Source organism: Curtobacterium sp. VKM Ac-2887 (assembly GCF_015350935.1).
Taxonomy (GTDB): domain Bacteria; phylum Actinomycetota; class Actinomycetes; order Actinomycetales; family Microbacteriaceae; genus Curtobacterium.
In genome coordinates, this window is the sequence record NZ_JADKSB010000002.1 from 268,237 (window position 1) to 292,813 (window position 24,577).

At 71.0% G+C, this 24,577-nt stretch carries 19 protein-coding genes and 1 tRNA gene; 13 read left to right on the forward strand and 7 right to left on the reverse strand.

All coding sequences use genetic code 11. From position 1 onward, the window contains the following. Positions 1-100 precede the first annotated feature (100 nt). Together nudC and ITJ69_RS20875 are read left to right on the forward strand one after the other, a co-directional pair. A complete protein-coding gene (gene nudC / locus ITJ69_RS04050) occupies positions 101-1,036 on the forward strand; it encodes an NAD(+) diphosphatase (protein ID WP_194672095.1) in 936 nt (311 codons plus the stop codon). Further along, the gene (locus ITJ69_RS20875; RefSeq protein ID WP_323742961.1) at positions 1,033-2,838 is read left to right on the forward strand and encodes an ATP-dependent helicase; all 1,806 of its coding nucleotides are present in this window, start codon (positions 1,033-1,035) and stop codon (positions 2,836-2,838) included. Before nudC ends, ITJ69_RS20875 begins: the two co-directional genes overlap by 4 nt. Here the strand turns inward: ITJ69_RS20875 and ITJ69_RS04060 are convergent. Then, positions 2,729-3,586 (reverse strand): TOMM precursor leader peptide-binding protein, encoded by an 858-nt coding sequence (locus ITJ69_RS04060; protein ID WP_194672061.1) that lies wholly within the window; start codon positions 3,584-3,586, stop codon positions 2,729-2,731. The two genes, ITJ69_RS20875 and ITJ69_RS04060, sit on opposite strands and share 110 nt — an antisense overlap. Positions 3,587-3,661: 75 nt before the next feature. After that, positions 3,662-5,098 (reverse strand): zinc-dependent metalloprotease, encoded by a 1,437-nt coding sequence (locus ITJ69_RS04065; RefSeq protein WP_194672062.1) that lies wholly within the window; start codon positions 5,096-5,098, stop codon positions 3,662-3,664. Positions 5,099-5,250: 152 nt separating this feature from the next. Between ITJ69_RS04065 and ITJ69_RS20880 the strand changes: the two genes are divergently transcribed. From ITJ69_RS20880 to ITJ69_RS04085, 4 genes are all read left to right on the forward strand, one after another. Beyond that, positions 5,251-6,360 (forward strand): PDZ domain-containing protein, encoded by a 1,110-nt coding sequence (locus tag ITJ69_RS20880; RefSeq protein ID WP_235035838.1) that lies wholly within the window; start codon positions 5,251-5,253, stop codon positions 6,358-6,360. A 165-nt stretch (positions 6,361-6,525) separates the two neighbouring features. Then, positions 6,526-9,495, forward strand: a complete 2,970-nt coding sequence (locus ITJ69_RS04075) for a UPF0182 family protein (protein ID WP_194672063.1) — start codon at positions 6,526-6,528, stop codon at positions 9,493-9,495. A 63-nt stretch (positions 9,496-9,558) separates the two neighbouring features. Further along, positions 9,559-9,635 (forward strand) — tRNA-Met (locus ITJ69_RS04080). A 100-nt stretch (positions 9,636-9,735) separates the two neighbouring features. Beyond that, positions 9,736-10,650, forward strand: coding sequence for a carbon-nitrogen hydrolase family protein (locus ITJ69_RS04085; RefSeq protein ID WP_194672064.1), 915 nt, complete (start codon positions 9,736-9,738; stop codon positions 10,648-10,650). 130 nt (positions 10,651-10,780) lie between these two features. Here ITJ69_RS04085 and ITJ69_RS04090 read toward each other — a convergent pair whose 3' ends face one another. Beyond that, a complete protein-coding gene (locus ITJ69_RS04090) occupies positions 10,781-11,983 on the reverse strand; it encodes an aminotransferase class I/II-fold pyridoxal phosphate-dependent enzyme (RefSeq protein ID WP_194672065.1) in 1,203 nt (400 codons plus the stop codon). A 191-nt stretch (positions 11,984-12,174) separates the two neighbouring features. Here ITJ69_RS04090 and ITJ69_RS20690 point away from each other — a divergent pair, with 191 nt between their 5' ends. The 5 genes from ITJ69_RS20690 (at position 12,175) to ITJ69_RS04115 (ending at position 18,561) form a co-directional block, all read left to right on the forward strand. After that, positions 12,175-14,238, forward strand: coding sequence for a S1C family serine protease (locus tag ITJ69_RS20690; protein ID WP_267239435.1), 2,064 nt, complete (start codon positions 12,175-12,177; stop codon positions 14,236-14,238). A gap of 183 nt (positions 14,239-14,421) precedes the next feature. Further along, the gene (locus ITJ69_RS04100) at positions 14,422-15,465 is read left to right on the forward strand and encodes a glycosyltransferase (RefSeq protein ID WP_111085006.1); all 1,044 of its coding nucleotides are present in this window, start codon (positions 14,422-14,424) and stop codon (positions 15,463-15,465) included. A gap of 4 nt (positions 15,466-15,469) precedes the next feature. Further along, on the forward strand, positions 15,470-16,291 hold the full coding sequence (locus tag ITJ69_RS04105; RefSeq protein WP_159571534.1) for a CDP-alcohol phosphatidyltransferase family protein: 822 nt from the start codon (positions 15,470-15,472) through the stop codon (positions 16,289-16,291). A gap of 86 nt (positions 16,292-16,377) precedes the next feature. Then, complete coding sequence (locus ITJ69_RS04110; RefSeq protein WP_323742968.1) at positions 16,378-17,286, forward strand: glycosyltransferase family 2 protein; 909 nt, start codon at positions 16,378-16,380, stop codon at positions 17,284-17,286. 42 nt (positions 17,287-17,328) lie between these two features. Further along, entirely contained in the window at positions 17,329-18,561 is a 1,233-nt protein-coding gene (locus ITJ69_RS04115; RefSeq protein ID WP_123938939.1) for a CDP-glycerol glycerophosphotransferase family protein, read from the forward strand. Positions 18,562-18,578: 17 nt separating this feature from the next. Here ITJ69_RS04115 and ITJ69_RS04120 read toward each other — a convergent pair whose 3' ends face one another. From ITJ69_RS04120 to ITJ69_RS04135, 4 genes are all read right to left on the reverse strand, one after another. Beyond that, positions 18,579-18,881 carry a hypothetical protein gene (locus tag ITJ69_RS04120; RefSeq protein WP_111085009.1) on the reverse strand — a complete coding sequence of 101 codons (303 nt, stop codon included), beginning with the start codon at positions 18,879-18,881 and terminating at the stop codon, positions 18,579-18,581. Between the two features lie 116 nt (positions 18,882-18,997). Beyond that, complete coding sequence (locus ITJ69_RS04125) at positions 18,998-19,768, reverse strand: ABC transporter ATP-binding protein (protein WP_123673150.1); 771 nt, start codon at positions 19,766-19,768, stop codon at positions 18,998-19,000. Next, positions 19,768-20,592, reverse strand: coding sequence for an ABC transporter permease (locus ITJ69_RS04130; protein ID WP_395875334.1), 825 nt, complete (start codon positions 20,590-20,592; stop codon positions 19,768-19,770). The genes ITJ69_RS04125 and ITJ69_RS04130 overlap by 1 nt, the downstream gene beginning before the upstream one ends. A gap of 44 nt (positions 20,593-20,636) precedes the next feature. Further along, positions 20,637-21,332: an NTP transferase domain-containing protein gene (locus tag ITJ69_RS04135; RefSeq protein WP_111085011.1), complete on the reverse strand. Its 696-nt coding sequence runs from the start codon at positions 21,330-21,332 to the stop codon at positions 20,637-20,639. Positions 21,333-21,629: 297 nt separating this feature from the next. Between ITJ69_RS04135 and ITJ69_RS04140 the strand changes: the two genes are divergently transcribed. Next, complete coding sequence (locus ITJ69_RS04140) at positions 21,630-22,970, forward strand: ABC transporter ATP-binding protein (RefSeq protein ID WP_228504731.1); 1,341 nt, start codon at positions 21,630-21,632, stop codon at positions 22,968-22,970. After that, complete coding sequence (locus ITJ69_RS04145) at positions 22,946-24,517, forward strand: ABC transporter permease (RefSeq protein ID WP_194672066.1); 1,572 nt, start codon at positions 22,946-22,948, stop codon at positions 24,515-24,517. Before ITJ69_RS04140 ends, ITJ69_RS04145 begins: the two co-directional genes overlap by 25 nt. Positions 24,518-24,577 lie beyond the last annotated feature (60 nt).

Here is a 24,577-nt window from a genome sequence, read left to right on the forward strand (position 1 = left end):
ACCGGTGCACGCCACGCTGTTCCCGAAGCCTTCCCAGTACGCCTTGCCGCACGCCCCGCCCGCAGGCCTCGCCTGCACCCGAACCGAGGAGCCCTCTGCCGTGACCGTCGAGTTCGCCTCCCGGCTCCCGCTGTCCCGCAACGAACTCGACCGCGACGCCGAGTTCCGCACGACGCCGGACCTCGACCGGGTCCTGCGCGAGGACTCCGCGACCCGGTACCTGCCGGTGCACGGCTCGGAGATGCTCCGGAACGCCGACGGAACCCTGCGGTTCGTGACCGCGGCCGACCTGCCGGACGGCACCGTGACGCTGTACCTCGGCCGCGCCGTGTCCGACGCTGCCGACGCCCCCGCCGGCACCCGCTTCGTCGCGGCCCTCGTCGACGACGCCACCGCGTCGGCCATCGAACCGTCCGACGACGCGTGGGAGAGCCTGCGCATGTTCGGCACCGAGCTGTCCCCGCGCGACCAGGGCCTGGCGGTCGAGGCCGTGGCGATGGCGAACTGGCACGCCGTCCACGGCTTCTCGCCCCGCACCGGGTCCGCGACCGACGTCGTCACCGGCGGGTGGGTGCGCCGCGACCCTGAAGGACACGAGCACTTCCCGCGTACCGACGCCGCGATCATCGTCGGTGTCGTCGACGCCGACGACCGCATCCTGCTCGGCTCGAACGCCGCGTGGGACGCCGACCGCTACTCGCTGCTCGCCGGGTTCGTCGAACCGGGGGAGTCGCTCGAGGACGCCGTCCGTCGCGAGGTCTTCGAGGAGTCCGGCGTGCACGTCGAGGAGCCCGAGTACCTCGGCTCGCAGCCGTGGCCGTTCCCCGCGTCGCTGATGGTCGGCTTCCGTGCCCGCGCAGTGGACGGCGACCCGTCCACTGCCCGGCCAGACGGCGTCGAGATCCTCGACGTGCGCTGGTTCTCGCGCGAGGACATCCGGGAGCGCGCGGGGGACACCCTGCTGCTGCCCGGTCGGACCTCGATCGCCCGCGCCATCATCGAGGAGTGGTACGGCGGGCCGCTGGACCTGCCGTGAGCAGTGCTGGTGGTGGGCCGGTGCCGGCTGGCGCTGGTCCGGGCGGTGCAGGCGGTTCGGCCGGTTCGGCCGGTTCGGCCGAGGTCCGTCCGCCGTCGCCCGATGAACTCCTCGCCGCTCTCGACACCGAGCAGCGCACCGTCGCCCGGACCCTGCTCGGCCCCGTCGCGGTCCTGGCGGGCGCCGGCACCGGCAAGACCCGCGCGATCACCCACCGCATCGCCTACGGCGTCGCGACCGGCACCTACGCACCGAACCACGTCCTCGCGCTGACGTTCACCACCCGCGCCGCCGGGGAACTGCGGTCGCGGCTCCGCTCGCTCGGCGCCGGCACGGTGCAGGCGCGGACCTTCCACGCCGCGGCGATGGCGCAGCTCAGCTACTTCTGGCCGGACACCGTCGGCGGGCACGCGCCGAAGATCGTCGAGTCCAAGGGCCGGATGATCGCGCACGCCGCGGACACCGTCGGGATGTCGGTCGACACCCCGGTGCTGCGCGACCTGGCCGCCGAGGTCGAGTGGCGCAAGGTGCAGATGCTCTCGCTCGAGGAGTACGAGGCCGCCGCCGCCGAACGGGTGATGCCGCGCGACACCTCGCCACGCCGGGTGATCGACCTGATGAAGGCCTACGAGCGCCTGAAGGACGACCGCCGACAGCTCGACTTCGAGGACGTCCTGCTCGCCACGCTCGGCATGGTCGAGTCGGAGCCGCGGGTGGCGTCCTACGTGCGGCAGCAGTACCGGTTCTTCGTCGTCGACGAGTACCAGGACGTCTCGCCCGTGCAGCACGACCTGCTGCGGGCCTGGCTCGGCGGCCGCGACGACCTGTGCGTCGTCGGCGACGCCAGCCAGACGATCTACTCGTTCGCCGGTGCGTCGAGCGACTACCTGCTCGGCTTCGGCTCGGAGTTCCCCCGCGGCTCGGTCGTGCGACTCGAGCGGAACTACCGCTCCACCCGCGAAGTCGTGCACGCCGCCAACGCCCTGATGCGCGGGCAACCGGGTGCGCTCGACCTGGTCGCGCAGACGCAGGAGCCCGGTCCGGACCCGGTCGTCGTGCCGTGCGTGCACGACGGCGACGAGGCCCAGACCATCGCCCGGCGCATCGCGGAACTCGTCGCCGGAGGAGCGTCGTACGGCGACTGCGCGGTGCTGTTCCGCGTCGGCGCCCAGTCCGCGGCCCTCGAGTCCGCACTCGGCCGCAACGGCATCCCCTATCGGGTGCAGGGCGGCACGCGCTTCTTCAACCGGCCCGAGGTCAAGCTCGCAGTGCACCACATGCGCGGCGAGGCGATCCGGCAGACCGACGACGAACTGACCCGCCGTGTCCGCCTCGTGCTGCAGGTCAGCGGGTGGACGTCGACCGCCCCCGAGGGCACCGGCGCCGTCCGCGAGCAGTGGGAAGCCCTGCAGGCGATCATGGGCCTGGCCGAGGACGCCCCCGCCGGCACGACCATGCAGCAGTTCACCCAGGACCTGGTGGACCGTGCCGCGACGCACCACGAGCCCGAGGTCGACGCCGTGACCCTGGCGACCCTGCACTCGTCGAAGGGACTCGAGTGGCCGAACGTGGTCATCGCCGGTGCCGCCGAGGGACTCCTGCCGATCTCGCACGCCACCACCGACACCGAGGTGGACGAGGAACGTCGCCTGTTCTACGTCGGCCTGACCCGCGCCCGGCGGACCGTGACGATCACGTGGTCGAGACAGGGTTCCACGCGTGGGGGAGCCCGCGCTCCGAGTCGGTTCCTGGCAGTGCTCGGCACGCGCACCGCGGATGGGGCGGCACCGACCACCGGCTGACGGCCAGGTCGTCGCGGTCGAACACCACCTGTTCCGGGTCCGCACGTTGCGACCGGAGCGGCAGGCGCTGCACGAGCAGCCGGGTGGTGGCCGCGGCCACCGCGGCGGACCGCCACGGTGACAGCGGCGCCGGTGGTCGTCCCCACAGCTGCGACGCGATCGCGGGCCACGCCGGGTCGTCGTCCACGCGTGCGAACTCCGCGCACTGGAGGCACGGGCCGGCCCCCGGGACCACGAACGGCCCGAGGCGGATGCGGCCGTCGCCCACCACGACTGCCAGGTGCGGCACGCCCCTGCGGGCCCAGGCGGCGCGGAGCGCGGGGTCGACGACGTGGTCGGCGACCACCACGGCGAGCCGGGGTTCGTGCTCCGGCAGCTCGACCGGGCCGCCCCGCGGGGACGATGTCCGCGCGACGGTCACGCCCTCACCGGACAGGTGGGCCGCGATCGTGTCCGCCAACCCGCCGGCCCCGTGCACCTCGACCCGTTCGAGCGGTTCGGGCAGGACGTCGATCACCGCGGGGGACGCCGCACCGAGCACGCGCGCGGCGACGTCCGGTGGGCAGCCCGAGGTGACGGCGAGGCCACTCAGCGCTTCGCGCCCCGTCTCACGCCGCAGGGCACTGAGAAACCGTTCCTCGCCCGTGGTCGGGACGTCGACAACGGCACGAGGCGGATCGACCCCGAGCTGCACCGTCGTCGGGTCGCGCCAGACGAACTCGAGTGTCGGATCGATGCGGATGCCCATGACCCCACGGTGCCCGAGTCGGGGGCACGCGTGGGGCCGGGTGGTGGATCTGTGGAGAACTCGACGGTGCCGGACTCAGCGGGGCTGGTCGCCGGGGCGGTCCTCGTCGGTGCCTGTCTCGTCGGTGCCCGTGCCGTCGGTGCCCGGGGCGCCGTCGTCGATCCGGCCGGACTCGTCCTCGTGCGGACGGGCGCCGGTGGCGTCGTTGAGCAGGTCCTCGAGCGCCTTGTCGAACGCGTCGTCCTCCTCGGTCTGCGCGGGGTTCCGCAGACGGGCGACCAGGGCGTCGGGTGCGTCGACGTCGTCGGACGTGGGGACGAGGTCGAAGTGCGACCAGAGTGCGTCACGCTGCTCGGCACCGAGCTCGTCCGTCACCCGCTGCCACATCGCGGCGGCCTCGCGCAGACGGCGGGGTCGCAGTTCGAGGCCGACGAGCGTCGCGAACGCGGACTCGGCGGGTCCTCCGGCTGCACGGCGACGACGGACCATCTCGGCGATGGCACCGCTCTTCGGCAGCCGGACGGTGGCGGCGGCGGTCACCGTGTCGACCCAGCCCTCGACGAGCGCGAGCATGGTCTCGAGTCGTGCCAGCGCAGCATCCTGCTCGGGCGTGCGCGGCGGGATGAGCGCACCGGAGGCGAGCGCGTCCCGCAGCTGCTCCTGGTTGGTCGGGTCGATGTCCGCGGCGAGCTCCTCGACGCGGTCGAAGGGGATGTGGATGCCCCGTGCGTAGTCCGTGATCGACGAGATGATGTGCAGTCGCAGCCACCGCGCCGAGCGGAAGAGCCGTGCGTGGGCGAGTTCGCGGACCGCCAGGTAGATGCGGACCTCGTCCTCGGAGACGTCGAGTCCCTCGGCGAACTCGGCCACGTTCTGCGGCAGGAGTGCGGCGACCTGCTCGTCCAGCAGCGGGACCCCGACGTCGCCGCCGGACACGACCTCCTTCGACAGCTGGCCGACGACCTGGCCGAGCTGGATGGCGAAGAGGGCACCGCCGACGCCGCGCATCGCCTTCGAGACGTCGCCGAGCATCGCCTTGAGTTCTTCGGGAGCACGCTGGTCGATGGCCTCGGTGAGCGCATCGGCGATGCTGAACGCGACGGGCTCGGCGATCTGGGTCCACACCGGAACCGTCGCCTTCGCCCACTGCTCCCGCGTGTACAGGCTCGGGGTGGCGGTGAGCTCGGCCACGGTCGTGACCTCGTCCAACCAGAGGGCGGCGACCTGGAACGCCTGGTCGGCCGCCTGCGAGGCCACCGGGTCGACGGCGTGGCCGCCTTCACGGGCGATCGCGGTGGCGCGCTCGGCGGTCGCGGAGAAGTCGATGCCGTCGCCGCCGGACTGCGCGGCACGCTGCAGCTGGCTCATCAGGTTCGCGACGAAGGCCGGGTCGTTCGGCAGGCCGGCTGCACCGGCGAGCTGCGACGGGTCGATCTGGCCCTCGCCCGAGAGCAGCTTGCGCAGCATCTCCTGGAAGTCGTCGTCCGGCCCCGGCTGTGGTTCATCAGGCATGCCGACTACGCTAATCGCTGCTCACGGGGCCGCACCTGGGATGCCCCCGTGGGAACGCCCGAACCGCTGCGCCGAGGGCGAACAGTCCCGCCGCACGGCGCGGACGACCGCCCCGCCGTCAGGCCCGGCGACCGCCCCTGGAAGGACCCCGCGTGACCCTCTTCACCCCCGCGCCCCGTCGTCGTTCGCGTGCCAGGACCGTCGGGTGGGCGTTCGTGATCGGTGCCGTCGTGCTGGGGATCCTGGCGAGCGTGCTGCCGAGCCCGTACCTGATCGAGGTCCCCGGACCGGTCTACAACACCATCGGGACCCAGAAGCAGGGGACGGGCAAGGACGCGAAGGACGTCAAGCTGATCCAGGTCTCCGGGCACGAGACCTACCCCACCGCCGGGGCGCTCGACATGCTGACGGTCGGCATCCAGGGCGACGCGACGAACCGCCCGTCGTGGACCAGCGTCGTCCGGGCGATCTTCACGAAGTCCGAGGCCGTGATCCCGGTCGAGGCGATCTACCCGACCGGCACCACGACCGAGCAGGTGAACCAGCAGGACTCCGCCGACATGCAGGCGTCGCAGCAGTCCGCAGTGGCCGCAGCACTGATCCAGCAGGGGAACGACCTGCCGACCGAACTCGAGGTCGGTACCGTGCAGCCCGGCTCGGCTGCCGACGGTCCGATCGAGAAGGGCGACGTCATCACGGCCTTCGACGGCACCTCGCTCACGACGAACGCCGACGCCACCTCGCTGCGCGAGCTCGTCGCGAAGCACGGCACGTCGACCCCGGCCACCGTCACCATCGAGCGCGACGGTGCGACGAAGGACGTCCGGGTGACCCCACGCGACGAGCAGGGCACCGCGCTCCTGGGCGTCGGCGTCACGGAGAAGTACGACTTCCCGTTCGACGTCTCGATCAAGCTGCAGGACGTCGGTGGCCCCTCGGCCGGCATGATGTTCGCGCTCGGGATCATCGACGAGATCACGCCCGGCAAGCTCAACGGCGGCAAGCACGTCGCGGGGACGGGCACGATCACCGCCGACGGCGAGGTCGGAGCCATCGGCGGCATCCGGCAGAAGCTCTACGGAGCGCGGGAAGCGGGGGCGACGGTGTTCCTCGCCCCGGCTGACAACTGCGGCGAGGTCGTCGGGCACGTGCCGGACGGGCTCGACGTCTACAAGGTGTCGACGCTCGACCAGGCCGTCACCGACCTGCAGACGATCGCCGCCGGGAAGAGCACTGCGAAGCTCGCCCGCTGCGGTTCCTGACCGGGTTCCTGAGTCCTCGCACAGTTTCACAGTCCGCCCGGTCCAATAGGATCAGTGCACTGACGGCCCGCCGCGAGCCGGGCCCGCCGGTCCGACACGTCTGGAGCACATCAAGTGACGACAACCTCGTCCACCTCGGGGCGGCGTTCGCCGCGGGTCCCGATCGTGGTCACGATCATCGTGCTGGCCGCACTGGTGATCGGCTTCTTCATCTTCGCCAGCCTGTACACCGACTACGCGTGGTTCGCGCAGCTCGGGTTCCAGCAGGTCCTCACGACGCGGTGGATCGCAGGGACCCTGATGTTCCTCGCGGGCTTCCTGGGCATGGCGATCCCGGTCTTCCTGAGCATCGGACTGGCCTTCCGGTACCGCCCGGTCTACGCGAAGCTCAACTCGCAGCTGGACCGGTACCAGCAGGTCATCGAACCGCTGCGCCGCGCCGTCATGATCGGCATCCCGGTGGTGCTCGGCATCTTCGCCGGGCTGTCGACCTCGGGGCGCTGGAGCATGGTGCTCGAGTACTTCAACCGGACCCCGTTCGGCAAGACGGACCCGCAGTTCGGCCTGGACATCGGCTTCTACGTCTTCGAGCTGCCGTTCTGGCGCTCGATCGTGGCGTACTCGTCGGCCGTGGTGCTGATCGCGGGGCTCGCCGCCCTCGCCGCCTGCTACCTGTACGGCGCGCTGCGCTTCGGGGGACGTGAAGTCCGGATCTCCCGTGCCGCGCGCATCCAGCTCGCCGTCACCGCTGCGCTCTACATCGCGCTGCAGGCCGTCAGTCTGTGGCTCGACCAGTACGCGGCGCTCACCAAGTCGAACTCGCTCATCACCGGTGCCCAGTACACCGAGGTCAACGCGGTCATCCCGGGTCGCGAGATCATGGCGGGCATCGCGGCGATCGTCGCGATCCTGTTCATCGTCACCGCGGTGATCGGCCGCTGGCGCATCTCGATCGTCGGCACCGGCCTGCTGCTCGTCGCCGCGATCGTCATCGGGGGCATCTACCCCTGGATCGTCCAGCGCCTGCAGGTCAAGCCCTCGGAGCGTACGTACGAGTCCGCGTACATCGAGCGGAACATCAAGGCCACACGTGACGCCTACGGTGTCTCCGACGTCAAGGAACAGAACTACGACGCCACGACCGAGGCCAGCTCCGGCGCCCTCGCGCAGGACGCCCAGACGACGGCGAACATCCGCCTCATCGACCCGAAGATCGTCTCCGACACCTTCAGCCAGCTGCAGCAGTACCGGCAGTACTACCAGTTCCCGGACGAGCTCGACGTCGACCGGTACGACGTCAAGGGCGAGACCGAGGACACCGTCATCGCGGTGCGCGACATCGACGTCGACGGTCTGAGCTCGGCCGCGAACACCCAGTACAACCGGGCGTTCGTGTACACCCACGGCTACGGCGTCACCGCGGCCTTCGGCAACCAGCGCGCGAGCGACGGCAAGCCGGTGTTCCTCGAGTCGGGCATCCCCTCGAACGGTGCGCTGGGTGACTTCCAGCAGCGCGTGTACTTCGGCGAGACCTCGCCGGCGTACTCGATCGTCGGGGCGCCGAAGGGCTCGAAGGACGTCGAGCTCGACTACCCGTCCGGATCCGACGACGACAACGGCGGCAACGCCACCACGACGTACTCCGGCGACGGCGGACCGAGTGTGGGCAACTTCTTCAACCGACTCGTCTACGCGGCGAAGTTCCAGTCGGAGCAGGTCCTGCTGTCGGACGCGGTCAACAAGGACTCGCAGATCCTCTACGACCGCGACCCGATCACGCGTGTCCAGAAGGTCGCGCCGTACCTGACGGTCGACAGCGACGCCTACCCGGCGATCGTCGACCACCGCATCCAGTGGGTCGTCGACGGCTACACGACGAGCGACGCCTACCCGTACTCGCAGAGCCAGAGCCTGTCGGACAGCATCGCCGGTTCGGAGTCCTCGGCGTACCGCACCGACCAGGTCAACTACATCCGCAACTCGGTGAAGGCCACGGTCGACGCCTACACGGGCAAGGTGACCCTCTACGCGTGGGACACCAAGGACCCGGTGCTGAAGACGTGGGAGAAGATCTTCCCGACGTCGGTCAAGTCGGTGTCGAGCATGAGCGCCGAGCTGCTGGACCACGTCCGCTACCCGACGGACCTGTTCAAGGTGCAGCGGTCGATCCTCGGCACCTACCACGTGACGAACGCGAACTCGTTCTACTCGGGTGACGACGCGTGGAACACACCACAGGAGCCCACGACCACGGGGTCGACCGACACGGATGCGAGCGCCGCCGACACGTCGACGACCACCAACGCCCTGGGCGCGCAGACGACGACGACCGCGAGCAAGGCGAACCTGCAGGATCCGTACTACCTGACGATGAAGGTGCCGGGGCAGGAGACCGCGTACAACCTGTACACGACCTACATCCCCCAGCAGTCCGCCGGCGCGAACAACCGCAACGTGCTGACCGGCTACCTGGCCGCCGACTCCGACGCGGGAGGTGCAGGCAAGGGCAAGAAGGCGTCGGGCTACGGCAAGCTCACGTTGTTGACGATGCCGAAGACCGACAACATCCCGGGCCCGGCGCAGGTGCAGAACCTGTTCAACTCGGACACCACGGTGTCGCAGGAGCTGAACATCCTGAAGCGCGGCAACTCGACGGTGAAGCAGGGCAACCTGCTCACCCTTCCGGTCGGCGGCGGCTTCCTGTACGTGCAGCCCGTGTACGTGCAGTCGACGTCGAGCGGTTCGTACCCGCTGCTGCAGAAGGTGCTCGTCGCGTTCGGCGACAAGATCGCGTTCGAGGACACCCTCGACGAGGCGCTCAACTCGCTGTTCGGCGGTGACTCGGGTGCTGCTGCCGGAGACTCCGATGCCAGTGGTTCGGGGAGCGACTCCGGTTCGTCCGGGTCGGGCTCGTCCGACTCCGGTTCCGACTCGGGCTCCGGGTCGACCGGTGGCTCGACCGGCTCGGGCACCACGGACAACGACGCACTGCAGCAGGCGCTGTCCGACGCGAACGACGCCCTGCAGGACCGTCAGCAGGCCTACGCCGACAACGACCTGGTCGCTGCAGCCGAGGCCGACAAGCGCCTGCAAGAGGCGATCGAGGCCGCGACCGCAGCCGAAGACGGCAGCTGACACGCCGTGGCGGGGCACACGATTTGTGCCCCGCCACGACCGTGTGTAGGCTATTCAATGTGCCGCGGGGTGGAGCAGTTCGGTAGCTCGCTGGGCTCATAACCCAGAGGTCGTAGGTTCAAATCCTGCCCCCGCAACCAAGCGTCACACGAAAGCCCCGGTCCGAAAGGACCGGGGCTTTCCTCGTTCCCGGGCTCCTCCACGCCGGAACGCTCCGCAGTGCGCCGGTACGCTCGGCGGATGGGCACCCTCACGATCGCCGCCGCGCAGTTCGCTCCCGTGGACGACCCGGTGGCCAACCTCGAGACCGTCCGGACCGCGGCAGCCGACGCAGCGGCGCGGGGAGCGGCCCTGCTCGTCACGCCGGAGTACTCGTCGTACTTCACCGCCGACATCGACGACCGGTTCGTCGCCGCAGCGCAGCCGCTCGACGGCCCCTTCGTGTCAGGGCTGCAGGACATCGCCCGCGACACCGGTGTCGCACTGATCGTCGGGATCGCCGAGACGACCGACGCCGAGACGACGGAAGCAGCGACGGCCGACGCAGCGACGTCCGACGTATCAACGTCCGACGCAGCGACCCCGGCAGGCCCCACGCGCTTCCGCAACACCCTGGTGGCAGTGCTCCCCACCGGCGAGCTCGCGGCGACCTACCGGAAGGTGCACCTCTACGACGCCTTCGGGTCGCGGGAGTCCGACCGCATCGAGTCCGGAGACCCGGAGCAGCTGCCGGTCTTCGAGTTCGAAGGCCTCCGGATCGGGCTCGAGACCTGTTACGACCTGCGCTTCCCCGAGGTCACCCGGCGGCTGGCAGCGCCCGAGCACGGTGCGGCCGACGTCGTCGTGCTGCCGGCCGAGTGGGTGCGCGGCCCCGGCAAGGAGCACCACTGGCGGACCCTGCTCACCGCGCGGGCGATCGAGAACACCGTCTGGGTCGTCGGTGTCGGCCAGACGCCCCCGATCGGCATCGGCGCCTCGGTGGTGCTCGACCCCTCCGGTGTCGCCGTGGCGTCGGCCGGCTCCACGCCCGGCACGCTCGTCGCGACCGTCGACACCGCTGTGACCGAGGCGGTCCGGCAGGTCAACCCGTCGCTGGCACTCCGCCGGTACGACGTCGCGCTGCGCGCCCAGCCAGGAGGCGCGGCTCGCCCCTGACCTGCGCGTTCCGTCCCATCGCGGTCGCCCTGCAGTGCCAGAACGGGCGTGGGGAGCAGGAACGTCCGGCCTCTCACGCGCGGAATGTCCTCGCACGCGCGGAACGTCCTCCCACGCGCGGAACGTCTCGCTACGCGCCAGAGGCCAACTGTGCCAGGCGGCCGGCGGCGTCCTCGAGAACGGAACGCCGTTTGCAGAACGCGAAGCGCACGAGGGACCGGTAGCCCGCGGCGTGCTCCGGCCGGACGAAGGCCGACACCGGCACGCCGACGACCCCGGCCAGGGCGGGCAGTTCGAGGCAGAAGGCCCGCGCATCGTCGTACCCGAGCGGCGCGGTGTCGGCGATCACGAAGTACCCGCCGTCCGGCCGCATGACGTCGAAGTCCGCTGACCGGAGCCCCGAGGCGAGCAGTTCGTGCTTGGCGGCGAGTTCGGCGGCGATCCCGGCGAAGACGGCGTCGGGCAACCGCAGTCCGACGGCGACGGCCGGCTGGAACGGTGCGCCGTTGACGAAGGTCAGGTACTGCTTCACCGTCGTGATCGCGTCGACGAGCGTCGGGGGAGCGGTGAGCCAACCGATCTTCCAACCGGTGGTGCTGAAGGTCTTGCCGGCGCTCGAGATCGAGACCGTCCGCTCGGCGGCTCCGGGCAGTGTCGCGATCGGCGTGTGCGGGACGGTGAACGTCAGGTGCTCGTAGACCTCGTCGGTGACGATGAGGGCGTCGTACTGCGTCGCGAGTTCCACGATCGTGCGCAGGACCTCGTCGGGCAGGACCCGGCCGGTCGGATTGTGCGGCGTGTTGACGAGCACGACGCGGGTGCGGTCGGTGAACGCGGCGCGCAGCGTGTCCTCGTCCGGCAGGAAGTCGGGAGCGGTGAGGGGCACGGTGACGTGGGTGCCGCCCGCGAGCCGGACGAGCGCACCGTAGGCGTCGTAGAACGGTTCGAACGTGATGACCTCGTCGCCCGGTTCGACCAGGGCGAGGAGCGTCGCGGCGAGGGCTTCGGTGGCGCCGGCGGTGACCAGGACCTGCCGGTCAGGATCGACCTCGAGGCCGTACCACCGCTGCTGGTGTTCGGCCACGGCGGTGCGGAGGTCGACCGTCCCGCGTCCGGGCGGGTACTGGTTGACGCCGTCCCGGATGGCGCGGACCGCGGCTTCGAGCACCTCGGCGGGGCCGTCCTGGTCGGGGAAGCCCTGCCCGAGGTTGATCGCGCCGGTGCTCGCGGCGAGGGCGCTCATCTCGGCGAAGACGGTGGGCGCGGGGACGCCGTCGGGTCCCAGGAGCATCGCTCCCTCGGCTGCTCGCAACCAGGGTCCTGCCTGCCGCATGTGGTTCCCTCCGGTGACGGCGACGACGTGTCGCGCTGAACGGACCCCAACCTAGCTGGCCGTCCGACGGCGATCCGGGGACGGACCCACAGCCCACGCATAAGATCGGCAGAGGATGCTTCCAGCGTCGCCAGAAGCACCGCTCAGGTGGTTGCGACAGACTGCACGAGCTTGAAAGGAGCACGTCCAGCATGACCGACACCACGCCCAACGGGCAGGGCGACGACCGCCGTCCGGACGATGCGGCATCGCCTGCCGCCAGTGAGGACGCCGCCGCAGCGGCCACGAAGGGGAACACGTCGATGCCGAACGACTCCGAGCAGTTCAACGACGCCGAGCAGCCCGAGAACGCCGAGCGGGCCGACGACGCCGCGCAGCACGCGGCTCCGTCCGACGACGCCACGAGCGCCGACCACACCGACGTGATCCCGTCGGCGACCGACCACCCCACGGACCGCTACACGGCCCCGTACCCGACGCTCTCGGGCGACCAGCAGCGCGATGCCGGCCAGCAGCCGGCCGGGTACGGCCAGCAGACCTCCCCGTACGGGCAGGCGTCCCAGTACGGCCAGCAGCCCGGCGCAGACCAGACGAGCCAGTACGGGCAGGCCCAGCAGAGCCAGTACGGGCAGAACCAGCAGCCGCAGTACGGGCAGGCCCAGCAGAGCCCGTACGGCCAGCAGTCGCAGTACGGCCAGGGCCAGCAGGGCCAGTACGGCCAGAGCCAGCAGTCCCAGTACGGCCAGAGCCAGCCGAACCAGCAGTCCCAGTACGGTCAGCAGTCGCAGTACGGCCAGCAGGGCCAGTACGGCCAGGCCCAGCAACCGCCGTACGGCCAGCAGCCGACCGCGGGCCAGCCGCGGTACGGCGAGTACGCCCAGCCGGCCTCCGCCGCTGCCCCCGCGTCCTCGTCGGAGTACGCGACAGCGTCGGCGCAGGCACCGCAGTCCGCCACGAGCGCCTTCGGCGACGTGGACGGCGCGAACCAGCGCAACGGCCACTACTTCGCTGACGGAACCGCGGGTGCAGCGGCCACCACGACCACCACCCGCTCCGGGCGCAGCAAGCTCGTCCTGCCGATCATCGCCGGACTGGTCGTCGCGGGTCTGGTCGGCGGCGGCGCCGGGTGGCTCGCCGGGTCGTCGCAGGGCGGCACCGTCACGTCGTCGTCCGGTTCGTCGCAGGGCGGCAACCTCACGGTCAACGACTACGACTCCGCGACCGTCGTCACCGCGGTCGCTGCGCAGGCGACGCCGTCGGTCGTGACGATCAACGTGTCGTCCAGCAACGAGGCCGGCACCGGTTCGGGCGTCGTGATGAGCAAGGACGGCTACATCGTCACGAACACTCACGTGGTGACGCTCGACGGCGACAGCTCGAACGGTTCGATCACCGTGACGACCTCGGACGGCAAGATCTACGAGGGCAAGCTCATCGGCACCGACCCGACGGTCGACCTCGCGGTCATCAAGATCGACGCGACCGACCTCAAGCCGATGGAGTTCGCCGACTCCACGAAGCTCAACGTCGGTGACACCGCGGTCGCGATCGGTGCGCCCCTGGGCCTGTCGAACACGGTCACGGACGGCATCGTCTCGACCCTGAACCGCAGCATCCAGGTCACGTCGAGCGCTCCCAGCGAGGGCGGCGACTCGAACGAGGGCGGCAACGGCGGCAGCGGCCCGTTCGACTTCTGGGGCAACGGCGACAACGGCAGCAGCTCGTCCGCGAACACCACGGTCTCGTTGCCCGTCATCCAGACCGACGCGTCGATCAACCCGGGCAACTCCGGTGGTGCCCTGCTCGACGCGAAGGGCAAGCTGATCGGCATCAACGTGGCCATCGCCTCGGCCGGCAGCTCGTCGTCGTCGGACTCGGCGGCCGGCAGCATCGGCGTGGGCTTCTCGATCCCGTCGAACCTGGTGAAGCGCGTCGCGAACGAGATCAAGGACAAGGGCTCGGCCACGCACGGCCTGCTCGGTGCCACGGTCGGCGACGCCTCGGAGAACGCGAGCGCGACCCAGATGGGTGCGCTCATCAAGTCGGTCTCGTCCGGCGGTGCGGCGGCGAAGGCCGGTCTGCAGAAGGGTGACGTCGTCACGAAGATCGGTTCGGCGACCGTCTCGGACGCCACCGACCTGACGGCACAGGTCCGGTACTTCGCGGGCGGTGCGTCGACGACGATCAGCTACCTCCGGAACGGGCAGTCCCGCCAGGCGGACGTGACCCTGGGCACGTACGACAGCAAGGGCTGACGCCACCACGGACAGGACGGGAGGCCCGGTGCACGACGTGCGCCGGGCCTCCCGTCCGTCTGCGGGTCGCGTCGCGGGCACCCCGCAGGTTCCGGGTTCGGGTCTTGATAGGCTCATGGTCGCTCTGCGGGGCGGCACCGCCCCGGTGCGTCCCGTGCACCCAGCCAGCACCCCGAGGTACGCATGCAGACAGACGGACAGCCCCTGCCGGGCGTCTCGTACGTGATGCCCGTGCTCAACGAGGTCACCGAGGTCCGCGCTGCGGTCGCCAGCCTGCTCGACCAGGACTACACCGGCGTGTTCGAGGTCATCCTCGCGCTCGGCCCCTCGATCGACGGCACGAACGAACTCGTGGCCGAGATGAGCGCGGCCGACCCACGCATCCGGGCGATCGACAACCCGGTCGGGTCCACGCCGGCCGGACTGAACGTCGCGATCACGGCGTCGGTGCACCCCGTGGTGGTCCGCGTCGACGCGCACTCGGTGCTGCCCCCGGACTACACGCGCATCGCCGTCCGCACCCTGCTCGAGTCCGGTGCGGACAACGTCGGCGGCATCATGCGCGCCGAGGGCCGCAGCCCGTTCGAGCGGGCCGTCGCGTTGGCGTACGGCAGCCGCGTCGGACTCGGCGGCACCCCGCACCACGTCGGTGGGACCGCCGGCCCGGCCGAGACCGCGTACCTCGGCGTCTTCCGCCGCGACCGCCTGTTCGAGGTCGGCCTGTTCGACGAGGGCATCAAGCGCGGCCAGGACTGGGAACTGAACCGACGCCTGCGCCAGACCGGCGGCACGGTGTGGTTCACGCCCGAGCTGGTCGTCACCTACCGCCCGCGACCGAGCCTGAAGCGCCTGGTGCGGCAGTTCGTCGCCACCGGGTTGTGGCGAGGCGAGCTCGCCCGTCGGTTCCCCGCGAACAACGGCCTGCGGTACTTCGTGCCGCCCGCGATGGTCGCCGCCATGGCCGTCGGGATCCTCGCCGGCATCGTCGGTGTCGTCGGCGCGGCCCTCGGCAGCCCGGTCGCCTGGGCGCTCCTCGGGTTCGCCGTGCCCGCCGTGTACCTGCTCTTCGTCGTCCTCGGGTCGGTCGCAGTCGCGCGCCGGTCCGGGGTGGCGACCTTCCTCTGGCTGCTCGTGGTGCTGCCCTGCATCCACGTGGGATGGGGGCTCGGTTTCATCATCGGGTTCCTCACCCGTACCTCCGAGCTGACCACCCACACCGGACGGTGACCCCATGACCGACCCCGCCACCCACGGCCGCGGATCCGCACGCCCGACGTCGATCGCCGAGCTGCGGGCCGTCGCCCAGCCGGACGAGGTCCGCGCCCGCGCCAACGCCGAGCACTGGACGGCGTCGCTGTACCTGCGCGACGTCTCGCCGTACCTGACCTGGGTGCTGCTGAAGACCCGCGTCAGCGCCAACCAGGTGACCGGCCTGATGATCCTGGTCGGGTGGAGCATCGCCGCGGCCCTGCTCATCCCCGGCATCTGGGGCGCAGCGCTCGCCCTGGTGCTCGGACAGCTGCAGATGCTCGTGGACTGCTGCGACGGCGAGGTCGCACGGTGGCGTGGCACCCGATCGCCCGCCGGAGTGTTCCTGGACAAGGTCGGGCACTACACGACCGAGGGACTGATCCCGGTCGCGCTGGGCATCCGAGCCGCCACCTGGCCGATCCACGGCGCCGACTGGATGTGGACCACGATCGGCTGCGCGCTCGGCCTGGTGATCGTGCTGAACAAGGCCCTCAACGACATGGTGCACGTCGCCCGGGCGAACGCGGGGCTCGACAAGCTCGTCGACCGACGCGACGCCTCGACCGCGCCGTCCGGCCGGAAGCTCGCGTCGCTCCGCCGCCTGGCCAGGTTCCTGCCGTTCCACCGCCTGTACCACTCGGTCGAGCTGAGCATGCTCGCGTTCCTGTTCGCGCTCATCGGACTGGCGATCGGCGACCCGCTCGCCAGCCGCATCCTGGTCGGCGCGCTGCTGCCGCTGGCCGTGCTGGCGACCGTCGGGCACTTCCTGGCGATCATCGCGTCCAAGCGGGTCAAGGCGTGACCGACGACGCGGTGCCCGACGACGCGGTGCCCGACGACGCGGTGCCCCACGACGCGGTGCCCCACGACGCGGTGACCGATGGCACCGTGACCCCGAGCACCGTTCGTCGCCACGCGGTCGCGCACCCGCAGCGACCCCGCGTCGCCGTCGTGAGCCTGTCGCAGGGCACCCGGCCCGATGACCTGCGCCGCGGGCTCGACAGCGTGCTCGCGCAGCAGGGCGTCGAACTCGACGTGGTCTGCGTCGGCAACGGCTGGGAGCCGACCGGCCTGCCGGACGGGGTGCGGACGCTGGCGCTGCCGGAGAACCTCGGGATCCCGGCCGGCCGCAACGCCGGTGCCGAGGTCGTCGACGGGGACTACGTGTTCTTCCTGGACGACGACGCCTCGATCCCCTCGGTGACGTTCCTGCAGGACGCCGTCGGCCGCTTCGAACGCGACCCCTCGCTCGGACTGCTCCAGCCCCGCGTGGTCGACCCGACCGGCGCCGCCAACCCGCGGCGCTGGGTCCCGCGCATCCGCAAGGGCGAGCCGGACCACTCGTCGCCGGTGTTCTCGGTGTGGGAGGGCGCCGTCGTGCTGCCGATGGACGTGTACCGGGTCGTCGGGGGGTGGGGCGCTGAGTACTTCTACGCGCACGAGGGCATCGAGCTCGCGTGGCGCGTGTGGGACGCCGGTCGACGTGCTTGGTACGCCGGCGACCTGGTCGCCCACCACCCGGCCATCGACCCGGCGCGGCACACCGCGTACTACCGCCTGAACGCCCGCAACCGGGTGTGGCTGGCCCGACGGAACCTGCCGGCACCGCTCCGACCGCTCTACGTCGGCTCGTGGGCCGCGATCCAGGTCGCGCGCTGGTGGCGACACCCGCGACGCCTGACGACGTGGTTCGCCGGCATCCGCGAAGGACGGACCACCGACTGCGGACCGACCCGACCGATGAGCTGGCTGACCGTCGCCCGGATGACGCTCGCCGGGCGCCCGCCCGTCGTCTGACCACCCCGAACCCCACCGCCACCGCAGAACGGGAGACAGTCCATGCCGATCACCAGTGACGTGCGGACCGCCGTGCGCCTGGCCCAGCGCTTGCTCGCCTCGCGCCGAAGCCGCCGGGAGCTCGCCCGTCGCCTGCCGTCGGTCGCGGCGCCGGCGCCCGGCACGATCGAGATCGCGGTCTACTTCGCCGACGGCCCCGTGAACATGTACCAGGTGCGCCAGTGGTACGCGCCGCTGGCCGAACTGGCGAAGACGCACCCGGTCGCGATCATCGCGCGCAGCCCGGGCACGATGACCACGCTCATCGACGAGTCGCCGGTCCCCGCCGTGTACGCCCGTCAGGTCGTCGACCTGGAGCAGTTCGTCGAGACCCAGGCGCCGAAGGTGGTGCTGTACGTCAACCAGAACGCCCGCAACTTCCAGATGATGCGGTACGGGCGCATGTGGCACGTCTTCGTCAACCACGGCGAGAGCGACAAGATGTACATGACGACGAACCAGTTCAAGGCGTACGACTACGCGTTGATCGCCGGGGACGCCGCGCGTGGCCGGCTCGCCGAGGCGCTGTGGGACTACGACCTCGACGCCAGGACCATCGCGATCGGCCGCCCGCAGGCCGACCACTTCGCCGGCGCGGCACCGTACCCCGCCGACGACCGGACCGTCGTGCTGTACGCGCCGACGTGGGAGGGCGACCGCGGAGCCGCGGCGTACGGATCGATCGCGTCCCACGGCACCACCATCGCCGAGCAGGTGCTCGCGTCGCCCCGGCACCGCCTGGTGTACCGACCGCACCCGCGGAGCGGCGTGCTCGACCCGGCGTACCGAACGGCACACGAGCGGATCGTCGCGGCGATCACGGCGGCGAACGCGGCCGACCCCACCGCGCACCACGTCCACGACGAGGGCGGCGAGCTCGGCTGGCAGCTGGCCGACGCAGACGTGGCGATCACCGACATCAGCGCGATGATCTACGACCGCCTGGCGGTCGGGAAGCCCCTGATCGTGACCCGCCCGGTGTCGCCGGAGGCCGATGTGGACGAACGCGGCTACCTGAGCGACGCCAACTGGCTGACCGCGGCCGACGCGCCGTCGGTGCTCGCGCGGATCGACGCCGCCGTGGGGGACGCCGCCGAGCTCGCCAAGCTGCAGCAGTGGGTGGCGCGCTACTTCGGCGACACCACGCCCGGTGCCGCAACGGCCCGGTTCCACGCCGCCGTCGAGTGGCTGCTGGAGCGCTGGCGCACCGTCGCTGCCGAGCGCGGCGAACGCTGAGCCCTGTCCGGACACGGTCACGGGTGCAGCCCCTGACCGACCAGTGACATCCGCCACACGTACTCGGAGCGGTCCGGACGGCGCCAGCGGACGATCACGACGCCGGTGTCCTGCGGATCCGCGCCGAACACGGCGACGGACAGACGTCGACCCGGTTCGAGCCGGTGCACCGCCAGCGGCGGGCTGTAGCCGTTGCCGAGGTGGGTGAGGGTCAGGCCGTCGACCGGTTCGTCCCCGGTGTTGACGAGGTCGTACCGGCGGGGGGCCTGCGAGCGGTCGATGGTGAACGGGACGGCGTACGCGGGTGCTGGGTGGTGCATGGGGGGAACGTTAGGGGGAGGGTCCGACGGTGGGGCCCCGGCGCAGCACCCGGGAACCCGTCGCTGTGGAGGGGGCACCGTGGTGCCCTGGTTGTGGAGGGGGAGTACCCGACCGGTCAGACGCCGTAGTCGGCGGAGTACTGCGCCAGCGCTTCCTCGATGGTGCCGTCGAGCTGCAGTCGGCCCTTGTCGAGGTACAGACCGCGGTCGCAGAACCGGCGCAGGTCCTTGTCGCTGTGGGACACGAAGAAGAGCGTCCGACCGCCGGCGAGGAGCTCCTCGATCCGCTTGTAGCACTTCTCGCGGAAGGCCTTGTCGCCGACGGCGAGGACCTCGTCCACCAGGATGACGGGCTCGTCGAGCCGCGAGATCACCGCGAACGCGATGCGCACCTTCATGCCGCTCGACAGGTGCTTGTACGGGGTGTCGACGAAGTCCGCGATCTCGGCGAAGTCGATGATCTCGTCGAAGGCGCCACGGATCTCGGCGCGCGACATGCCGTGCAGGCCGGCGGTCAGGTAGACGTTGTCGCGGACGGACAGGTCGCCGACGAACCCACCGGTGATCTCGATGAGCGGCGCGACGCCGGCCCCGACGTCGATCCGACCCTCGTCCGGCAGCATCACCTGCGCCACGAGCTTCAGGAGCGTGGACTTGCCCTGACCGTTGCGACCGACGACGCCGATCGCCTCGCCCGGACGGACGTCGAACGACACGTTGCGGAGCGCCCAGAACTCGTCGGCACGCTTGCGGCGGCCGCGTCCGGCGAAGAGGTCCTTGAAGTTGCGGCTCGCCCGTCGGTTGCGCTTGAAGCAGATGCCGGCGTCGCGCACGGAGATCACCGGCGCGACGGTCTCGGTGCGTCGGGTCTGGTCGGTGGCGGTCATCACAGCTCCTTCAGCACGCGGTGCTCGCTGCGTCGGAACACCGCGAAGCCGATGACCAGGACGATGCCCGTGATGACCACCGACGCCCCGACCTCGAGCCAGTCGAGCTGGCTCGGGAAGAACGCGGCGCGGTACATCCCGAAGATGCCGGTGAGCGGGTTGACCGCGGCGATGGGGCGCAGGGCGTCGGGCAGCGCGTGCGTGCCGTAGATGATCGGCGATGCGTAGAACAGGAAGCGCAGGACGAGCTTGGTCGCCCGCTCGAGGTCGCGGAAGAAGACGACGAGCGGCGCGACGATCAGGCCGAGGCCGTACACCAGCGCGCACTGCAGCACGATCGCCAGCGGGAAGAAGACGACCTGCCAGTGCAGGTGCGCGCCCGTCGCGATCGCGAACGCCGCCAGCACCGGCAGGCTCAGCAGGAACTCGATGCCCTTCGACGCGTCGATCCGCGCGACCCAGATGGTGCGGGGGATCGTCGTCGAGCGGATGAGCTTCGACTCCTTGATGAACGCCCGCGTGGAGTCCGAGACGCCCCCGGTGAACCACATCCACGGCAGCAGCGCGGAGAGCAGGAAGACGATGTACGGGTCTTCACCGACCGAACCGCGGTGGAACACCTGGGTGAAGACGAACCAGTAGATCGCCGACATCACGAGCGGGTCGAGGATCGACCAGACGTACCCGAGCGCCGACGTCGAGTACCGGACCCGGAGGTCGCGGACGGTCAGCAGCCAGAGGGCATGACGATAGCGCCGACCGGCGCTCCGGGTCGCCGCTGGTGCGGCAGCCGCGGGCACGGTCGGCGCGCTCGCTGTGGTCACGGTTTCCCTTCGGGCGGAACCGCCGAAGGGGTCCTGACGGAGGTTCAGGCGAACAGGTTGTTCGCGCGCTCGAGGTCCTCGGCGAAGTCGATCTCGACCGCGTACAGGTCGGAGATGTCGATCGGGGACCAGCGTAGCCCGTCCTCGGCGATGGCAGCCTCGATGCCGCCCTCGAAGTACTCCTGGTCGTCGACGCGACCGAGCTGGCGGATGAGGGCCTGCTTGTCGTTCGCCGACACGTAGTTGATGCCGACGGCTTCGCCGAGCCCACCGACGACCTGCTTGGAGAGCTTGTGGATGAACCCCTCGGCGTCGACGGTGTACTTGACTTCTTCGTCGGAGACCTTGTCGGTGTTGACGCTGACGAACGAGTGGTCCTCGTCGATCATGTCGGCCGCACGGACGAGCGCCATCGGGTCGAAGACCACGTCGCCGTTCATCCAGAGGACACCGCTCTTGCCGGTCGCCTTGAGGGCGCGCAGCAGGCTCTTCGAGGTGTTGGTGGAGTCGTAGGACTCGTTGTAGACGAAGGACGCGTCGGGGAAGGCCTCGACGATGTGCTCCGACTTGTAGCCGACGACGATCGTCACGCGGGCGCTCGAACCGAACGCGGCGCGGATGTTGTCGAACTGCTGCTGCATGATGGTGCGGCCGTCACTGAGCTCCGTGAGCGGCTTCGGCAGGCTGCGGCCGAGCCGGCTGCCCATCCCCGCTGCGAGGATCACGATCTGCGTGGTCATGCTGGTCCCTTCTGGTGTCCGCCCGCGCGCCCTGGGGCACGGGCGGGCCTCGTCGAGTCTGCTCGCGGAACGTCCGAGTTCGCCGAGAACCGGACGCCGCGGGCCACGAGGGCGGCCGCTGCACGGTGTCGGAGAGCCCGCCGGAGCAGGTTTCCAAGTGGTGAACACTTCTTCGTGCCCTGGTGAATGATACGGAAACACCCGCTCAAGGGGTAGGTCCGCCGCGCTTCGTACTCATTTCGTGACACTGGAGCGGGCGGTTCCCCGCTGTCCGGAGAGCGTTGGTACGGTTGGGCGATGGCCGCCAGAGCAGAGAACGAGGACGTGTACGCCACGACCGACGCTGCCTGGATGACCGAAGCGAGTGACACCGACGAGCAGGACGCCGACGAGCGTGCCGCCGACCGGGTGGACGCCGCGGCGGGGGACGACGCCGACGACGACGACATGGGGGAACCGGATGCGCGCGACGCCTCCGTTGATGACGAGATGACCGACGACACCACGGCTGCCGACACCACGGCCGCCGACACCGATCCGGTCACCGAGCCGCAGTCGGACGCAGCGCCCGGTACCGCAGTGCCCGGTCCCGCGGCCCGTGCCGCGGCAGCGGCCCCGACGACGACCACCGGCGCCCGACCCGCCAAGGCGCGCACCACGAAGCAACGCACCAAGCGACCGGCGAAGGCCGCCGGCACGACCGGCACCGTGCCTCCCGGCCCCACCGCGAGCGACGCGACGTCCGCGACGGACGCGACCGCGCACGCAGCGCAGGGCGCACCGGAGACCGACGCACCGGAGGCGGACGCCGCGACGAGCCCCGCCGCGAAGAAGCGTGCTCCCCGGGCCACCGCGCCCAAGGCCCCGCAGAAGCTGCAGCCCGTCGTGCTCGCCGCCGACGGCCTCGTCAAGCGGTACGGGCAGACCCTCGCCGTCGACGAGGTCGACCTCGAGATCCGTCAGGGCTCGATCTTCGGCGTGGTCGGCCCGAACGGCGCCGGCAAGACGACCACCCTGTCGATGATCACCGGTCTGCTGCGTCCCGACGCCGGGTCCGTGACGGTCCTGGACCACGACGTCTGGGCCGACCCCACGGCCGCCAAGCGCAGCCTCGGCGTGCTGCCGGACCGCCTGCGGCTGTTCGACCGCCTCACCGGTGCGCAGCTGCTCTACTACTCGGCCACCCTGCGCGGTCTCGACGGTGCCACGGCCCGTGAGCGCAGCACCGACCTGGCCGAGGCGTTCGGGCTCGGCGAGGCGCTCGGTCGCCAGGTCGCCGACTACTCGGTGGGCATGGCGAAGAAGATCGCCCTGGCCGCCACGCTCATCCACTCGCCGCGGGTCCTCGTGCTCGACGAACCGTTCGAGTCCGTCGACCCCGTGAGCGCCGCGACCATCACCGACATCCTGCGCCGCTACACGCGCGGTGGTGGCACCGTCGTGCTCTCCAGCCACTCCATGGAGCTCGTGCAGCGCACCTGCGACTCCGTCGCCATCATCGTCGGCGGCAAGGTCCTCGCCTCGGGGACCATGGCCCAGGTGCGCGGTCGCAAGAGCCTCGAGGACAAGTTCGTCGAACTCGCGGGCGGCCGCGTCGTGGCAGAGAGCATGGAATGGTTGCACAGCTTCTCCGGCTGAGGGCCGACCTGCTCGCGGGCGAGGTCCGCGGCAGCGCCCGCCGGTCCGTGCTCGTCGTGCTCGGCAGCCTCGTCGGGCTCCTCGCCGCCGTGTTCGTCGCGACGCAGACGGTCGCGCTGCGGTCCGCCGACCCCGACACGGCCCGCGCGGTCACCGTGCCGGTCGGCACGCTCATCGCGTTCGCGTTCACCGTCGTCCCGCTCGTCGTCGGACGGAGCGACCAGCTCGACCCGCGGCGCTTCGCGGTGTTCGGCATCGGCCGTCGCGGGCTCGCGATCGGCCTCGTCGTCGCCGGGCTGATCGGTATCCCGGTGATCGGGGTCGTCGTCGTGGCCGTCGCCCAGTCGATCGCCTGGGCGCGTGACGCCGGGACCGGTGTGCTCGCGGTGATCGGCGGCCTGCTCGCGATCGCCACCTGCGCGCTCCTGGTCCGCGTGTGCTGCACCGTCGGCTCGCGGCTGATCGGTCCGCACCGGTCCCGCGACGCCGGGTGGCTCGTCGCGCTCGTGATCATCGTGCTCGCGATCCCGGCGGTCTCGCTGCTGCTCCGCGTCGACTGGCTCGACCCCGAGGGCACCGAGATGCAACGCGTCGCGGACGTCGCGGGGTGGACGCCGTGGGGCGCTGCCTGGGCCGTGCCCGCCGAGGTCGCCAGCGGCCACGTCGGCACCGGGTTCCTCAAGCTGCTCGTCGCGATCGCCGTCGTCGCCCTGCTCACCTGGGCGTGGTGGGCGCTCGTCGGTCGGGCGCTCGACACCGTCGACGGTCGCACCCGGACCCGGCGCTACCAGGGGCTCGGCTGGTTCGACCGGCTCGGCTCGACTCCGGTCGCCGCCGTCGCCGCCCGCGCCCTGACCTACTGGGTGCGCGACCCGCGGTACCGCACCTCGTACCTCATCATCCTGTTCGTCCCGCTCGTCGTCATCCCGCTCGGGGTCGCCGGGGTGCCGTGGCACTGGACCGCGCTCGTGCCGTTGCCGCTCATGGCGCTGATCGCCGGGTTCCTGCCGCACAACGACGTCTCGTACGACAACACCGCGGTGTGGTTGCACGTCGCCTCCGGGGCGCCCGGGTGGAGCGACCGTCTCGGCCGTGTCGTCCCGGTGCTCGTCGTCGGTGCGCCGGCGATCGTGGCCGGCTCGGCGGTGTCCGCCTGGTTGTTCGACGACTGGACGGTGTTCCCGCTGCTGATCGGCGTGAGCGCCAGCGCCCTGCTGTCCGGACTCGGGCTGTCGAGCGTCGTGTCCGTGCTGCTGCCCTACCCGACCGTGCGGCCGGGCGACCACCCGTTCCAGCAGCCACAGGCCGCGGGTGTGACGGCGACGGTCGCGCAGTCGATGATGGTGATCGGCATCGTGCTCTGCACCGTCCCGGCGGCGTGGCTCGCGGTGCTGGCCTTCGTCCGCGGCGCCGAGCCGTGGTCGATGCTGACGCTCGCGGTGGGCATCGGGGTCGGCGTGGTCGTGCTCGTCATCGGGATCTTCGCGGGCGGGCGGCTGTTCGACCGGCGCGGCCCGGACCTGCTGGCCGCGGCGCAGCGCAACTAGCGTTCCGGAACGAGCGCGAGGTGCGCAGACCAACGTGCGCAGACCAACGTGCGCAGACCG